A 16,007-nucleotide genomic window follows, 5' to 3' on the forward strand; every position below is an offset into this window, starting at 1 on the left:
GATAAGCGGCCTTACCCTGCCAGAGCTTGGTTTCGGGAAGTTCTCTTCAGTCGTTCGAATTATCGGTGTTGCTGTTAACCATGCGCCGGGCGCACGCGGGGATAAGCCCCGTCAGCTATTGAGGCCGAGGACGTCGCGCATTGAGTACAATCCAGGCGGTTTGCCCGCCGCCCATTGCGCCGCCGCCACCGCGCCCTTGGCGAACAGCGCCCTGTCGAGCGCCAAATGGGACAGCGTGATGACTTCCTGCAAACCGGCAAACGAAACCCGGTGTTCTCCCACGACGCCGCCGCCCCGCATCACCGAAAAGCCGATATCGCCTTTTTTTCGTTCGCCTGACCGGTCATCCTCGGCCCGCAGCGCCTCCAGATCCCGGCCGCGCCCGCGCGCCGCCGCTTCGCCCAGCATCAAGGCCGTTCCGGACGGCGCGTCGACCTTTGCCCGGTGGTGCGCCTCGAAGATTTCGATATCGAAATCTTCGTCCAGCGCCTTCGCCGCGCGCTCCACCAGCGCCGTCAGGATGTTGACCCCGACACTCATATTGCCGGATTTGACGATAGCGATGGATTTCGCCGCCTCGGCAATCGCCGCTTCATTTTCTTCCGAAAGGCCCGTGGTGCCGATCACATGCGCGACCCCCTGTTTCGCCGCCGCCGCGGCGTTCGCCGCCGATACGTCGGGCGCCGTAAAATCGATCATCGCGCCGGCGCGCGCGAGACCCTTTTCCGCCGCGTCCTCAACGGCCAGCCCGATCGCGTCGAGGCCTGCAAGGACGCCGATATCCTTGCCGATATCGGGGCCGCCGGGACGTTCGAAACCGCCGGCGAGCGTTGCGCCGGGCGTGCGCAGAATTTCCGCGACGATCGCCTTACCCATGCGCCCGCCGGCGCCGGCCACAAGAATCGAAGATCCAGGCATGGTCATTTTCCTGTTATCAGCCCGGCGATGGGTAACGCCCGCCGCCAAAAGCGCAAGTCAAAGCGGTTCAACACTATCGCCGGACGCAATCGATCCCGCCTCGATCACACGGGCGGTGATCCCGCCATGGCCGCGCACCGCAGCATACCCGCCTTTGCCCAGCGCTTCTTCCATGCGCGAGCAGGGCGCACAAAGTCCGGTTCCCGCCAGAACGGCGCCGCCGATCCTGAAAGGGCGGTTTCGCAAGCCCAGAAGATTAATGCCGCTGACGGCGATGTTGCGCCGGACAAGCCCAGGATCGATGGCGCCCGCGCCCACGAGCGCTGCAATGACAGGCAAATGCTCCCACTGGATTAACGTGACAGCGCGCTTTCCAGGCCGCTGGCGATGATCGCCTTCAACGCCGCCTTCAAGAATTTTGGCCGCCGACAATTTGATTACCGGCCCGCGCCGTTCAGCACGAACGCCGATCCATTCCACGCGACCGGGATGCGCATAACCGTTTATGAGCTCTTTTAATTCGCTCATGCGCCGCGCGGAAACGGCGTTCCGAATTTGTGCGCAAAATAATTTGCCATGTCGCGGGCGTTATCGACAAACCGGGCGCCGTTCGCTGCTTTCTTATGCACTTGGGCGCCGCCGTCGGCGTCCTCCGCAAGGACGAGCGTCGGGCAATTCCATTCGCCGTCTCCCAGAAGCGCAACAAGCCCCGCGCGCGGGTGATCAAGGGGTTGGTAGCGAATCTCCAGCGATTCCCTTATGGCCGGAAAATAACTCAGGACGCCCCATATTTCCGCGCATTCAGGGCAGAATTCGCGGCGTCCGTTATCCTGGAAACCAGGCGGCAGGAGAAACAAAACATCGCGCTCCATCTTGGTTCACCCCTTGCCAAACACTTGTTCGCGCATTGCCGCCGGCATGCCATCGCCATTAATCATCGCGCGGCCGGCGTCGGATTCAAGCATGGCGATCATGCCCTGAAGTTCTTCTCTCGAATTGACGCGCGGATAGGCCTCATCCGGAACCTCAACGCCCAGAAACGCGCATAACGGGGCCCAGCCGTCTTTCGCCTCAAAGACCAGGAGACGATCCGGTCCGAAGGCCGCTTTGACGGTTTCATTGTGCTCATTATAGATGCGAATGAGCGTGTCGCGGTCGTGAATATCGCCTTCAAAAAGCGTGCGGATCGTCCGGTCGAGCATGCCGCCCCATCGGGTCGGTCCGGTGAATTCCCACATTTTCTCGCTAAGAATGGTCTCTTGCGTCGACTCATACCAGCGCTCCGCATCCCTTAAGGACAAAACCACCTTCGCATCGGGATAAGCTGCGGCGAGCGCGCGCCAATAGATAGACGCCGGAAAGTCTACAGTAGACTGATAATTCTTGAAAATCGTTTCCCAGTCGGCGGCGCCGTCGGCGACATCATTCCAGAGGTCGATATGCCCCGCATTCGCAAGTACTTCGCTCATATGGTAGCAGGGACCGAAACCGAGCTTTTCCAGCGCCAGTTTGAGCGACGCAGTTCCCGTGCGGCCGAAACCGGCGCCGATAATTTTCAAACCCATATCTCATCTCCCCGTTTGACGTTGCGCAAACTTGGCGCGCCGCCGCCAAAAAGCAAGACGTAAATTATCGACGCAAGTGCATTGCGCGCGCCAAAAGGCCGCCTATGGTTCGGCGCATCATGGCCCGCATTCCATCTCTCACCATATTTCGCCATCAAGGATACCGTCACTACTGGATTGCGCGCCAGCTGATCTCCGCCGAGCGGCAGATGGTGGCCGTCGCCATGGGCTGGCAGATTTACGATCTCGCCCGGCAAACGCGCTCGGTTGAGGAGTCGGCGTTTTTGATCGGCATGATCGGGCTGGCGCAATTCGCGCCGGTGTTTTTATTGTCGCTGGTCGGCGGCCAGGCGGCGGACAGGATCGACCGCAAGATGATTCTGGTCGCCAGCAATATCGTTCGCTGTTTTGTCATCGGCGGACTGATCGCCGGGAGCTTCCTGCCGACCGCCAGCGCCATCCCTGCTATCTTCGCCGCCGCCGGGCTGATGGGATGCGTCAACGCTTTTACCCCGGCGGCGTCAAACGCGCTCTATCCGCGGCTCGTGCCGCGCGAGGAATTGCCCACCGCCATCGCCTGGAACTCGCTTGGCTTCCAGACGGCGGCGATTTTCGGCCCCGCGGCTGGCGGTTTTCTCTATATCGCAGGCCCGCATGTCGTTTACGCCACCGCCGCCGCAATCAGCGCGCTCGCCGTCATCATGTTCACAACGATGCAGGCGCCGAAACACGAGCCTTTAAAAAACGTGCGCGGACTTTCCATGATGATCGACGGCTTGCGCTATGTGCGCGACAATAAGATCGTGCTCGGCGCCATATCGCTTGATCTGGTCGTGGTGTTTTTCGGCGGCGTCACGGCGCTGTTGCCTGTCTTTGCGCGCGACATTCTGCATGTGGGAACCGAAGGGCTGGGGCTGTTGCGCGGCGCGCCCGCGCTTGGCGCCGCGATCATCGCTTTCATGCTGGCGGTGCGACCGTTCGGTTCCAGGGTCGGCTTCTGGATGATGGCGTCAATTTTCATCTATGGCGCGGCGATGCTGGGCTTTGCTGTCTCGAAGGTTTTCTGGCTGTCGCTATTGATGCTGGCGATCACCGGTGCGGCGGACATGATTTCCATGTATGTGCGCATGTCGCTCATACAGCTTGCGACCCCCGACGGCATGCGCGGGCGCGTTTCATCCGTGTCTTACATATTTATCGCGGCGTCTAACGAACTTGGCGAATTTGAATCAGGCGTCGCGGCGAGGTTTCTCGGGCCTGTCGGGGCGGTTCTGCTCGGCGGGACAGTCTCCATCATCGCCGCGCTGGCGTGGTTCAGACTGTTCCCGGCGCTGACGAATGCGGACCGGTTTGAGGACGAAGCTCAATAAATCCTTTGTAAGTTTTCTTATATCGCCTTGCGCCGCCGATACGCTGCACCAGAGCCTGCAGCCATAACCCAAAACAGCCTTTGTCTTATGCGGCGATTTTATTCCGCCTGCGGCCCGCAAATCCGACACCCGCCAGTCCCGCCAAAAACAAGGGCAGCGCTGCGGGGAGCGGAACCTCGGAGACAATGAACTGACCGGTAAAAGAGCGAAGCTCTAGTCCATTCACATCGTATTCTTCGAAACTGATGACGAGGCCATTGGCCGTTGTCGTGATTATCGGCATGCCGGGGAAACCGTTCGAGAGCACGTCGAAGCCGACAATCTGCAGACCTGGGCCAAAATCGAGATCGTCGAACGTGTATTCAAGATCTGCGATACCGATTATTGAATCGTCGAGAATCTCCACGCTGATCTCGAGCATATCATCTGAAAAATCCGCAAGAATGCGTGTAAAGCCGTCATCCACCGTAAATTCCGGGCCAGCGCCCACCGTCGCGCTGACGGGAAGGGGAGAAGTAAACGCCGGGTCGAAAATATTGAACGGCGCGCCGGGCGTGTTTAACGTGCCAAAAATTTCATCGCCTTCAAGCGTCGCCGCAGCAGCAGCGGGAACAGACAGGAAGATGATGGCCAGCATGGCCGTTAGTTTTTGAAATTTCACGATGAGTCCCCCGGATGCAACAAACTGAAACGCTTTGTATAGGCGCAGTCCGCCATTATCAATTGCGCTTGGCCAGTCAGCTGCAAGAAAGCCGCCATGTACACCGGAAAATAGAGATGAAAGCCGGTCCCTCTACGATCGTGCGCAGGCGCGCGCCACCGATACGGGCGCCAGCTTAGCGTGACACAAGTTATAGCTGATTCCGGCGACGCTAACGCCTACCGCCCGTCCGTCACGTTCTCCCAGAACGCCTTGGCGCGGTCGAAAAAGCCGCGCGATTGCGGGCAGGACGCTTCGCCGCCGCCGGCCTCGCAGAACTGCTGCAACAGGTCTTTCTGCTCGGCTGTAAGGCCCGTCGGCGTTTCCACCTGAACTTCCACATACATGTCGCCGCGCCGGCGGATATTGCCGCGTCCCGACTGGTCCAGCTGGGTCATGCCCTTGCCGCGCACGCGGAACCGCTTGCCGGTCTGCGCGCCCTCAGGCACGGAGATTTTCACGCGGCCCCCGTCGATGGTCGGCGTTTCAAATTCACCGCTGAGGGCCGCCGTCGTCATCGGGATCGGCATGACGCAATAAAGATCCGGGCCGTCGCGCTCGAAAAGGTCATGTTCGGAAACATGCACAAAAATATAAAGATCGCCCTCCGGTCCGCCGCGCGGACCCGCTTCGCCCTCGCCGGAAAGCCGGATGCGCGTGCCGCTTTCAATGCCGGCGGGCACGTCGATGGAAAGCGTGCGCTCGCGCCGCACGCGCCCCTGGCCGCCGCAATCCGTACACGGATCGGCGATCACGCTGCCCTCGCCGTTGCAGTGGGGGCAGGCGCGCTCAATCGTGAAAAAGCCTTGCTGGACGCGAACGCGGCCTGCGCCCTTGCAGGTGCCGCAATGGATGGGGCCCGACCCCGGCTTGGCGCCGGAGCCCTCGCAAGTGTCGCAAGCGACGGAGCCCGGCACCTTGATCTCTGACTTGCGGCCGTGAAAGGCGTCTTCAAGACTGATCGTAAGATTGTATTTTAAATCCGCGCCGCGGCCCGGTCCCGCGCGCCGGCCGCCGCGCCCGCCCATGAACTCGCCGAAGATCTCGTCGAAAATATCGGAAAAGCCCGCCGCGCCGCCGGCGCCCATGCCGGCGCCGCCAAAACCGCGGGCGCCGTTAAATCCGCCGCCGCCGTTCTGAAACGCCGCATGGCCAAACCGGTCATAGGCCGCGCGTTTTTGATCGTCGGAGAGAACTTCGTAAGCCTCGCCAAGCTCCTTGAATTTTACTTCAGCTTCCGGGTCGTCCTTGTTGCGGTCCGGATGGTATTGCATCGCACGCTTGCGGAAGGCGGATTTTATCGACGCGCCGTCCGCGCCGCGCTCAACGCCCAGAACTTCATAATAACATGCTTGCGCCATAATTTTGCGCCCTGCCCTCACCGGGGTTCTCTTGCTTCGCCCCGTTTACGGCCCTCCCGCCAGGGCCGGGTTATGAAAGCGCCGCGCGGATTGCCCAGCGCGGCGCCGTTTCAACATTTAACCGCCAAACAGGCCCAAAAGAAAATCCGTGATCTGTCCATGCTGACCGCTTTGGGTGAGCGATACCGCGATCACCACCATCACGAACATTGTCAGCGTAAAGACCACCTTTTTTCGTTCGAGCTTCATTGGGGGTTTTACTCTTTCTTGTCGCCGTCAACTTCCTCGAAATCGGCGTCCACGACATCATCATCGGACGACTCCTCGCGCGCCGCATCAGCCGCCGCAGCAGCAGCGCCCGCGTCGTCGCCGTCTTCGCCGGCGCCGGCTTTATACATGGCCTCGCCAAGCTTCATCGTCGCCTGGGCGAGCGTGCCGGCGGCCGTGTCGATCTCCTCGACGCCGGCGTCTTCTTTTTCCAGCACTTCCTTCATGCCGGCGAGCGCCGCATCGATGGCGTTGCGGTCCTCGTCGGAAATCTTGTCGCCATACTCCTCGAGATTTTTCTCGGTGGAGTGGACAAGCGCCTCGGCGCGGTTTTTCGATTCCACGCCTTCCCGGCGTTTTTTATCAGCTTCCGCGTTGGCTTCAGCGTCCTTGACCATCTGTTCGATGTCGTTATCGGATAGGCCGCCCGAAGCCTGAATACGAATGGACTGCTCCTTGTTGGTCGCCTTGTCTTTCGCATTCACGTGCACAATGCCGTTGGCGTCGATGTCGAACGTGACTTCGATTTGCGGCACGCCGCGCGGCGCCGGCGGGATACCCACAAGGTCGAACTGGCCGAGCATCTTGTTGTCGGCCGCCATTTCGCGCTCGCCCTGGAAGACGCGAATAGTCACCGCCGACTGATTGTCTTCAGCCGTCGAGAAAGTCTGCGACTTCTTGGTCGGGATGGTGGTGTTGCGATCGATGAGGCGGGTAAAGACGCCGCCCAGCGTTTCAATGCCGAGCGACAGCGGGGTCACGTCAAGCAGAAGAACGTCCTTAACGTCGCCCTGTAAGACGCCCGCCTGAATAGCCGCGCCGAGCGCCACAACTTCATCCGGATTGACGCCCTTGTGCGGATCCTTGCCAAAGAACTGCTTCACCGTTTCCTGCACCTTCGGCATGCGGGTCATGCCGCCCACAAGAATGACTTCGTCAATGTCGCCCGGCGACATGCCGGCGTCTTTCAGCGCCGATTTGCAAGGATCGACCGTGCGTTTGACGAGGTCTTCAACAAGGCTTTCGAGCTTGGCGCGCGAGAGCTTCATGGTCAGGTGTTTCGGGCCCGAGGAATCGGCTGTGATGAACGGCAGGTTCACTTCATACTGGGACGTGGAGGAAAGCTCTTTCTTGGCTTTTTCCGCTTCTTCCTTCAGGCGTTGCAGCGCGAGTTTATCCTTGCGCAGATCAATGCCCTGATCTTTTTTGAATTCATCGGCGAGATAATCAACGATCCTGAGGTCGAAATCTTCACCGCCAAGGAACGTGTCGCCGTTGGTGGAGAGCACTTCGAAGACGCCGTCGCCGATCTCGAGGATGGAAATATCGAAAGTACCGCCGCCGAGGTCGTAAACGGCGATCTTCTTGCCTTCCTTCTTGTCGAGGCCATAGGCGAGCGCCGCCGCCGTCGGCTCGTTGATGATGCGCAGGACTTCGAGCCCGGCGATCTTGCCGGCGTCTTTGGTCGCCTGGCGCTGGGCGTCGTTGAAATAGGCGGGGACGGTAATCACCGCCTGCGTTACATCCTGACCGAGATGGGCTTCCGCCGTCTCTTTCATTTTCTGCAGGATAAACGCGGAAATCTGGGACGGGGCGTATTTCTCGCCGCGGCTTTCCACCCAGGCGTCGTCATTGTCGCCCTTGACGATGGCGTAAGGCACCATGTCCTTGTCTTTTTGCGCCGTGGGATCGTTATACGGGCGCCCGATCAGGCGCTTGATGGCGAAAAACGTGTTTTCCGGATTGGTCACCGCCTGACGGCGCGCCGGCTGGCCGATCAGACGCTCGCCGTCTTCGGTAAAGGCGACGATCGAGGGGGTCGTGCGCGCGCCTTCGGCGTTTTCGATGACTTTCGGTTCCTTGCCTTCCATCACGGCGACGCATGAGTTCGTCGTGCCGAGGTCAATGCCTATAACTTTGCCCATATCTTCACTCTTCTCCGTCTAAGCGAGCCGCCCCGTTATTTCCGGCCTGAAAGCCAGCGCCGGATGCGGGCGCGCCCCTTTTTTCAATTTCGATCAAGCTTTCCTGCGATGGCTCGCCATTCACTGAAAGCGGCGTTCGGGCGGGATATAAGGAGAGGGTTTCACCCTCGCAACCCCTGCCGGATAAAGGCGAGAACAGTTCCGCGCGCGATCCGGCCGGCTAACAATTCTTTAACGCGCGCGCCGCGGAAAAACCCCGATATGACGGCGATTTACACCCTGGCGCAGGCTTTCATATGCGCTGCGAAGGCTGGCGCGGCCCGCGAACGGTTGCCGGAATCCGTAAATTGCGGAACAACCGGCCTGGCTGCCTAAGAAAACCGGGGATAGGCGCGCGCCGCATGTACGCAATTCAGATCGTTCTCGTTTTCATCGCTGTATATCTGGCGCCGGCCGTTGCGCTGCGGCCGGGACTGCTGGCACGTCCCGAGACCGCGCTCGCCATCCCTTTTGTCAGCGTGTTGATCGTTTTTCTGACGGGTTCGGTTTTCATCTTCTCCGGCCTGTTTTCTCCGGCGGCGGTGCGGGGGTTGAGCGCGCTGGCCATGGCGGGCGCCGCCATCAGGATTTGGCGCGTTCGCAAAGAAATACGACAGTTTTCCACATGGCGCGGCGGCGACTGGGCCGCGCTTGGCGTGACGCTGGCGTTTTCGGCTTATGTCGTTTTAAGGCTCGTTGAAGGCGGATTTGACGAGAACGATGAAATTTACAGCTGGAACATGTGGGCGATCCAGCACGTTCTCGGCGAGCCGCCAGACTATTATTATACGCAGGCGCCGTACCCGCAATTGTTTCCGAAGCTGCTTGCCTGGTCATACATGCTGATCGGCGACATAGACGCGCAGACCGCCGTAAAGACCCCGCTCTATATTTTTCCTGCATCGATTTTTTTTACGCTCGGCCTCGCGCCGGCGCATCGCGGCGATATTCGGCTGATGTTTCTGCATGCGGGCTTATGTTTGTTTTTGCTGAAACTGGCCGGACTGGACTCGCTTGCCGATAACGGTATGCCGGACATGCTCACTGCCAGCGCGATATTAGCGTCGCTGTTTTTTTATTGCCGATTTCGCCATGCGCACCGCGAACAGGTCTATTTATATTGCGCTATCACAGCGGGCATCATCGCTGCGTTGTCGAAACAGCCGGGCCTTTTATGGGCCGCATTCAGTTTGCCGGCGATCGCCGCCGCAGACGCCTTCAGGAAAAAAATTTCATGGAATGCGTTTGCGGCGCTTCTCGCGCCCGCTGTCTGCGCCCTGTTGTGGGTAATGACGGAAGGCCGTCAGTTTCAGGACAATGAGGGCGTGATGAATGCGTCTTTTGAAGGCCGCGGCGTCTTTTCCCAGCTTGCCTACGCAATTGATCAATGGATATTCGGCGAACCTGCGATTTTCATAGTGATCGCCGCCGCTGTCTTTCTGGCGGTCCGCGCAAAGGCGCAAACTGAAATACTGATACTGGCGGCGCTGCCTTTTTTGTTGGCCTGGTTTTTCTTCGCCGCATACGACCTTCGCGGCGGCGCGCCCGCCCTGTTGTTCTTTGGCTTCATCATCGCCGCCGAACGGTATGGCTTGCGAACGACAGGACATGAAACGGCTGCGCTCGCCGGGTTTCCCGCCGCCCGCATGCGCGCAGCGTTTGCGGGCTTGCTTTTCACCGTGTGTTCTCTGGGCGGGCTTTATGAGCTGGCGCGCTATAAAAACAAGCATCCCGCTTTTCGCGTCGGCGACGCCAGCCATAGCAACTTGATTGCTTTTTTCGGCGATGACGCCGGCGCAGTTTACAGGGCGATCCGGGAGGAGAACAATGTCAAACTCTGGACGCCGACCAATTATATCTACGGCCTTTTTTACGGCCATGCGGAAATGAGCCGGCCCCATGACGCCATGCAGGCGAACGCGCGCACTATCCTCGCCCAGCTGAAAGCCGAACAGCCAGATTACGTTACAAATGGCGGCGCCGTCGCCTATGGTTCCGGCGGGCGTGCGCTGGACGCGCTGGCGCGGGAGAAATGTCCCGATCTGTTCAAGCGCGTCGCCGGCCCCGGCAATCAGTACGGGATTATTCTCTATAAGCTGGATAAGTCGCTGCTGGATACGGGCTATTGCGATGCGTAATCGTTCAAACCCCGCTTAACCTGATCCAACCGCTAAGGCGCGGCGCTTTGGTCGATTTTCGCAGCGGCGCGGACGAGATTAACGAACTCCGCGCGATACCCGTAAAGGTCGTCGCCCTTAGCATCCTGCGCCAATTCAATGATGTCCGCATAGGCGTAATCATCCGTATACCCAGCGCGCTGCAGCTTTTGCCCGAAGGCCGCGACGGCGGCGGCGAAGCGCGCATCGCGCGGTGCGGCGGCAAGCGTCGTAAAAGCATCGTCCGCAGGCGCAGCCCGCTCGATCAGCCGGCTTTCCTCTTCATCCGGCAATTTATACCGTAAGCGGATAAAAGCAATTTCATCGGTGTTACCCGAAACCGGCGCAGCCTGCTTATACCGCAGATCGTCGATCAGCCGCGCGTCAGACCCAACAAGCGCCAGCTCGTACAGCGCCGTCACCGTGTGCCCGGAGCCGATATCGCCGGCGTCTATGGCGTCATTATTGAAGTCCTCGCGGTTGAGCAGCCGTGTCTCGTATCCGATCAGCCTGTATTCGGCGACCACCGCCGGATTGAACTCCACCTGAAATTTCAAATCCTTCGCAATGGGAAACAGCGTTGAGCGAAACTCGCGCACCAGCACTTTGCGCGCTTCATTCAGCGTATCGATATAGGCGGCGGCGCCGTTGCCGGCCTGCGCCAGTTTTTGTGCAATCACATCGTTATAATTGCCCTCGCCGAATCCGAGAATGGTAAGGTAAATACCGCTTTTGCGCTTGCGCGCCACGAAGTCTTCAAGACTGTCGGCGTCAACAACGCCCACGTTAAAATCGCCGTCGGTGGCGAGAATGATACGATTGACCTTGTCGTCTGCGAAATTTTCCTCAGCCAGCGTGTAGGCGAGCGACAGCCCCTCGCCTCCGGCGGTGGAGCCGCCCGCTTCAAGTTGGTTTAAAGCCTGCATGATTTTCGTTTTCTGATTACCCGGCGTCGGCTCGAGCACAACGCCCGCAGCGCCTGCATAGACCACCACCGAAATCCGGTCGTCACGCGTCATTTCATCCACAAGAAGCCCGACAGATTTCTTCACCAGCGGCAGCTTGTTCTCCGCCTGCATGGAGCCGGAAACATCGAGCAACAGGACGATATTGGCGTCCGGCGTTTCTTCGGGCTGCAGGTCGAAACCCTTGACCCCGATATGCATCAGGCGCGTACCGGCGTTCCAGGGCGACGGCGTGACCCACACTGTCGGCGTGAATGGGGCGTCTGCGCTCGCCGGCTCCGCATACTGATAATCAAAATAATTGACATATTCCTCGATCCGCACGGCGTCCGAAGGCGGCAATTGATTATTGTTCGAAATATACCGGCGCATGACCGAATAGGCGGTGGTGTCCACATCCGACGAGAACGTTGAGACCGGCTCTTCGCTTGCCAGCTTGACCGGATTGGGATCGGTCTTTTCATATTGTTCGGTGATTTGCGGCTCCGGCGCCGGGCGCATGAGCGGCGAGGCGGCGTAAGCCATGCCCGCTTTTGCCTCCCGGGAGGCCGTTACAACGGCGACGTCTTCCGCGGCTGGTGAGAAATCGTCTACAAAGGCTTCGTCGCTGGTCGTGCACGCTACAAGGCCAGCCGCCAGCGCACCCGCCGAAATTATGAATATCCGCATGAAAATGTTCTCCCGTCCCTGATCCGCCCAGACGGCATCATAAGGCGAGTCGGGGCGAAATTAGGGCGGCGGTCAGTCCAGATCGCGCGCCACGCGGAAGCCGTTGTCGAACTCGCGGATATTCACCGGCTTGCCGATGCGATGGGCGGAGCGCAACCGCCAGGCCCCGGTGTTCCAGGCGCCGCCTTTTAAAACCCGCCGCGAGCAGTCGCCAGATACCCGCGCGGCGCCCGTTGACGGCGCCCCGGCGTGACTCGCGCTCCAGCAGTCGCTGGTCCATTCCCAGGCGTTGCCGTGCATGTCGAACAGACCGAACGGGTTCGGCTGGAAACTGGCCACGGGCGTTGTTTGTCCGCGGTAATCGCTCTTTGTGTTGAGATACGGATAATTCCCGTTGAAATTGGCGCGCTGCGATGTGATCCGCTCGCCATAGGCAAAAGGCGTCAGCGATCCGCCCCGCGCGGCGAACTCCCATTCCGCCTCTGTCGGTAGGCGATAATTCCGGCCGGTCTTGTTCGAAAGCCAGGCCGTGTAGGCTTGCGCGTCCGCATGGGAGACGCTGACCACCGGCCGGTTGCCCCGGCCCCAGCCATGATCGGGCGCGGCGTAGGCGCGGCAGCCGCCTTCCGCGACGCAGGCGTCCCACTGATCGTAGGTTACTTCCCGCGTGCCGATGGCGAAACGATGCTCGATTGTCACAATGCGCGTCGGCGCCTCGAAAGTTTCTGCCGCCGCTTCGCCAGCCGGAGCGCCCATGCGAAACGAGCCGCCCGGCAGCGCCGCCATATCCGGACAGGCGATGCATTCCTTGAAATAATTACCGAGATAGGCCGTTTCCTTGAGTTCTTCCGGCAACGGATCAACGGAAGCGTTGGGGTTCGTCTCGCCTGCGTCTTCGGCGGCGATGGAGGCGAACAGATTGCCCATGGCGTCGCTGTCGGCCGCGCCGGCCTCGGCTGCGTCTTCGGCCGCGCCTTCGCGGAATTCAGCGGGCGGCGTCTGCTGCGGTTTGATAGACGGCTCGGCCGGGGAAAATATCGATTCCGTGGGCAATGTCTCCGCATCGGCGACGTCAAAAGGCGCGCCAGTCTCCTCGCCGGCGCCAGGCGCCACGCCGGTATCGGCCTGATCCGCGGTTTGCAGTGATCCGGCGGCGTCTGGTGCAGAAATGTCTGGTGCAGCGGCGTCTGACATACCGTCCAGCGACGAGGCCGGCGCTTGCATTCCTTCGTTCTCGGGGACGGCGTTTTGCGCGCTTTCAACTGAGTCCTGTTGCGCGCCCGCCCCATTTTCAACCGGCGGGGACACACGCTCCAGGGGCCGCATCGTCGCCAGCCGTGAAGGCTCATCCACGGATGGATCGGGAATGGCGGGGTCTGTTGTGCTTTCAGTTTGCTCCGCACCCGGACGGCTTGCCGTCTGTTGCGCATCGCCGCCGCCGAGGTCCGGCAGCACAAACGGCGCAAACGCCGCCGTGGCGAGCGTCATCCCGACCAGTCCTGCGGTGGCGCCGATGGCGACGTCACGCGCTTTGAAGCGGCGGCGCGACTGACGCGGCCGAGACGGCGGCGCCAGACGTTCCGCATACAGTGCATCGCCGATATCGGTTTCGGATCCTTCATCGTCCGAGACGTCAAGGTCGCCGGCGTAGGACTCATCGACTGGCGGCGGTTCAACCGGCGCAACTGCATCAGACGGCGGCGCGGCCGGCGCTTCGCTTTCAATCGACGGCTCATCGTTTTGCGGGCGCCACACCGGCGCGTCCTCAAGTTGCGCCCGCTCCTGGCTGATCTTGATTTCATCCAGCACAAAACGCCAGCGCGGATCGTCGAGCGCGCCGCTCCAGCCGGAAAGATCGACCGGCGGCAGCGCATCGAAATCTCCCGGCGGACGGGCGCCGCCCACGGCGACGGGGATCAGCGCGCCGCGCGCCATAGCCTGACGCGCCTGCTCATGGAGGCGCGCCAGTTTCGCCGCCGCTTCCGTCCACACTACGATCGCCGCGCCCTCATCGCTCAGCGCATCGCCCCGCAGATCGCCGACGGACGGATCGGCGCTGATGCGGGTCGCCGCATGACCGGCGCGCGCCAAGGCTGCGGCGATTTTTTCGCTCAGCGCCTCATCGCGCGGCGCATGAAGAATAGAGACGGCGGACATCGTTAATCGTTTCTGCTGCGTTACAATCGTTTTCACCGATACCGTGCGCGGTATGAGCGGCCCGCCCTTCTAAGGCGAATCGGGGGCAAGACTCGAGGGGCGTTAACTAAAACTTTTGCAAGGAATTACGCAGGCCGCCGCCTGTGGGACGCGCAAGAGGTGGAAATTTTGTTCTTGTATTGTTCTTTTATTCGTGCAAGCTGGGCGTGGAGAGAGAAAAGCCGGAGACCGGAAAATGGTCGCGCAAATTACCACCTTTGCCTTCCATGGCGTCGACGCTCAGCCCGTGACGGCGCAGGTGCAACTCACCAACGGCGCCAACGCGTTCACCATTGTGGGGCTTGGCGACAAGGCGGTGTCCGAGGCGCGCGAGCGGGTGCGCGCCGCCCTTTCCGCTGTCGGCCTTGGCCTGCCCGTCAAGCGCATCACCGTCAATCTGGCGCCCGCCGACCTGCCCAAGGAAGGCAGCCATTTCGATCTCGCCATCGCGCTCGGCCTGTTAATGGAGATGGGGGCCGCGCCCCATGATGCGGCCGCGGGTTTCGCGGTGATGGGCGAGCTTGGGCTTGATGGATCGATCGCGCCCTGCGCGGGTGCGCTGCCCGCGGCGGTCGCCGCCAACGCCATGGGGCTAGGGCTCATCTGTCCGGCGGCCAGCGGGGCCGAGGCGGCGTGGGCGGGCGGAGACGCGGCGATTTTGGCGCCGAAATCATTGATTCAACTGGTTAACCACTTCAAGGGAACGCAAGTGCTAAACGCCCCGAAACCGGGCGCGCTGGAAGCGCCGCCAACCGTCCCCGATCTTGCGGACGTGAAGGGCCAGGAGACCGCCAAACGCGCGCTGGAGGTCGCCGCCGCAGGCGGGCACAATCTTTTGATGGTGGGGCCGCCCGGCGCCGGAAAATCCATGCTCGCCGCGCGCCTTCCCGGCCTGCTGCCGCCATTGTCGCCTTCCGAGATGCTGGAAATTTCCATGGTGCAGTCTCTTGCCGGCCTTCTGGAGGGCGGGCGCCTGACCCGGGCGCGGCCGTTTCGCGCACCGCATCATTCGGCGTCGATGGCGGCGATGATCGGCGGCGGGGTCAGGGCGCGGCCAGGCGAAGCATCTCTTGCGCATCACGGCGTTCTGTTTCTGGATGAATTGCCGGAATTTACCGCGCCCGTTCTCGATTCCCTCCGTCAGCCGTTGGAAACCGGCGATGTCCTGATCGCGCGCGCGAATTTTCACGTCCGGTATCCGGCCCGGTTTCAGCTCGTGGCGGCCATGAATCCCTGCCGGTGCGGATATGGCCGTGCAAGCGGACGCGCCTGCGGGCGGGGACCCAATTGCGAGGAAGTTTATCAATCGCGCATTTCCGGGCCGCTCCTCGACCGGATGGATCTGACCATTGAATTGCCCGCAGTGACGCCCGCCGAAATGGCGGCGCCGGGCGCGGGCGAAGCCAGCGCTATAGTCGCCGAGCGCGTCGCCGATGCGCGGGCGCGCCAGATGAGCCGTTCAGAGACGGCTCCGGGCGCGGCTCAAGGCGGCGCATCCCGCCCCGGCGGCGCGGCGACAAACGCCGCCCTTAACGACGCCGATCTCGCCAAAATCGCGGCGCCCGACGCGGAAGGCGCAAGCCTTTTAACCCGCGCGGCCGATGCGCTGGGGCTGTCGGCGCGCGCCTATACCCGTATTTTACGCGTCGCCCGCACGCTCGCCGATCTCGACGGCGCGGACGGGGTGCGCCGGCGCCATATCGCAGAGGCGGTCAGTTTCCGCCGGCGCGACGGTAGAGGGCCCGCAGCGGCGGAACCGGCGTCGGCATTTGCCGCAAATTAAAACGAGCCCCTTAAGCAAGACGGCGCCGCAACCCGTCGCGCCGCAAGCGTTTTAATCATTTCGTAACCACGCTTTTCAACTTTTTTTCAAGGA

Annotated in this window: 13 protein-coding genes; 3 read left to right on the forward strand and 10 right to left on the reverse strand. The window is 61.2% G+C overall.

Going from position 1 to position 16,007, the window contains the following annotated elements:
* Nucleotides 1–111: 111 nt before the first annotated feature.
* Genes dapB through ACQK2Q_RS14500 form a run of 4 tightly spaced genes read right to left on the reverse strand, consistent with a single transcriptional unit; the run spans nt 112 to nt 2,483 of the window.
* Entirely contained in the window at nt 112–918 is an 807-nt protein-coding gene (dapB, locus tag ACQK2Q_RS14485) for a 4-hydroxy-tetrahydrodipicolinate reductase (protein ID WP_425410454.1), read from the reverse strand.
* Between the two features lie 57 nt (nt 919–975).
* The gene (locus ACQK2Q_RS14490; RefSeq protein WP_425410455.1) at nt 976–1,446 is read right to left on the reverse strand and encodes an MOSC domain-containing protein; all 471 of its coding nucleotides are present in this window, start codon (nt 1,444–1,446) and stop codon (nt 976–978) included.
* Entirely contained in the window at nt 1,443–1,790 is a 348-nt protein-coding gene (locus ACQK2Q_RS14495) for a DUF3088 family protein (RefSeq protein ID WP_425410456.1), read from the reverse strand. The genes ACQK2Q_RS14490 and ACQK2Q_RS14495 overlap by 4 nt, the downstream gene beginning before the upstream one ends.
* Before the next feature lie 6 nt (nt 1,791–1,796).
* The gene (locus ACQK2Q_RS14500) at nt 1,797–2,483 is read right to left on the reverse strand and encodes a sulfotransferase (RefSeq protein ID WP_425410457.1); all 687 of its coding nucleotides are present in this window, start codon (nt 2,481–2,483) and stop codon (nt 1,797–1,799) included.
* Between the two features lie 104 nt (nt 2,484–2,587).
* On the opposite strand from ACQK2Q_RS14500, the gene ACQK2Q_RS14505 reads away from it, so the two are divergent.
* Complete coding sequence (locus ACQK2Q_RS14505; RefSeq protein ID WP_425410458.1) at nt 2,588–3,853, forward strand: MFS transporter; 1,266 nt, start codon at nt 2,588–2,590, stop codon at nt 3,851–3,853.
* A gap of 85 nt (nt 3,854–3,938) precedes the next feature.
* Here ACQK2Q_RS14505 and ACQK2Q_RS14510 read toward each other — a convergent pair whose 3' ends face one another.
* From ACQK2Q_RS14510 to dnaK, 4 genes are all read right to left on the reverse strand, one after another.
* Entirely contained in the window at nt 3,939–4,514 is a 576-nt protein-coding gene (locus tag ACQK2Q_RS14510) for a VPLPA-CTERM sorting domain-containing protein (RefSeq protein WP_425410459.1), read from the reverse strand.
* Nucleotides 4,515–4,732: 218 nt separating this feature from the next.
* Nucleotides 4,733–5,914, reverse strand: coding sequence for a molecular chaperone DnaJ (gene dnaJ / locus ACQK2Q_RS14515; RefSeq protein WP_425410460.1), 1,182 nt, complete (start codon nt 5,912–5,914; stop codon nt 4,733–4,735).
* A 117-nt stretch (nt 5,915–6,031) separates the two neighbouring features.
* Nucleotides 6,032–6,163, reverse strand: coding sequence for a hypothetical protein (locus ACQK2Q_RS14520; RefSeq protein WP_425410461.1), 132 nt, complete (start codon nt 6,161–6,163; stop codon nt 6,032–6,034).
* Nucleotides 6,164–6,171: 8 nt separating this feature from the next.
* On the reverse strand, nt 6,172–8,106 hold the full coding sequence (gene dnaK / locus ACQK2Q_RS14525; protein WP_425410462.1) for a molecular chaperone DnaK: 1,935 nt from the start codon (nt 8,104–8,106) through the stop codon (nt 6,172–6,174).
* A 401-nt stretch (nt 8,107–8,507) separates the two neighbouring features.
* Between dnaK and ACQK2Q_RS14530 the strand changes: the two genes are divergently transcribed.
* Nucleotides 8,508–10,283, forward strand: coding sequence for a hypothetical protein (locus ACQK2Q_RS14530; RefSeq protein WP_425410463.1), 1,776 nt, complete (start codon nt 8,508–8,510; stop codon nt 10,281–10,283).
* Nucleotides 10,284–10,315: 32 nt separating this feature from the next.
* On the opposite strand, the gene ACQK2Q_RS14535 is transcribed toward ACQK2Q_RS14530, so the two are convergent.
* Both ACQK2Q_RS14535 and ACQK2Q_RS14540 read right to left on the reverse strand, forming a co-directional pair.
* Nucleotides 10,316–11,935 (reverse strand): vWA domain-containing protein, encoded by a 1,620-nt coding sequence (locus ACQK2Q_RS14535; RefSeq protein ID WP_425410464.1) that lies wholly within the window; start codon nt 11,933–11,935, stop codon nt 10,316–10,318.
* Nucleotides 11,936–12,007: 72 nt separating this feature from the next.
* A complete protein-coding gene (locus ACQK2Q_RS14540; protein ID WP_425410465.1) occupies nt 12,008–14,092 on the reverse strand; it encodes a formylglycine-generating enzyme family protein in 2,085 nt (694 codons plus the stop codon).
* A gap of 235 nt (nt 14,093–14,327) precedes the next feature.
* Here ACQK2Q_RS14540 and ACQK2Q_RS14545 point away from each other — a divergent pair, with 235 nt between their 5' ends.
* Nucleotides 14,328–15,914: a YifB family Mg chelatase-like AAA ATPase gene (locus ACQK2Q_RS14545; protein ID WP_425410466.1), complete on the forward strand. Its 1,587-nt coding sequence runs from the start codon at nt 14,328–14,330 to the stop codon at nt 15,912–15,914.
* Nucleotides 15,915–16,007: the final 93 nt, after the last annotated feature.

Origin of the sequence: Hyphococcus sp., from assembly GCF_965228385.1 — a bacterium.
In the GTDB taxonomy this organism is placed as follows: domain Bacteria; phylum Pseudomonadota; class Alphaproteobacteria; order Caulobacterales; family Parvularculaceae; genus Hyphococcus.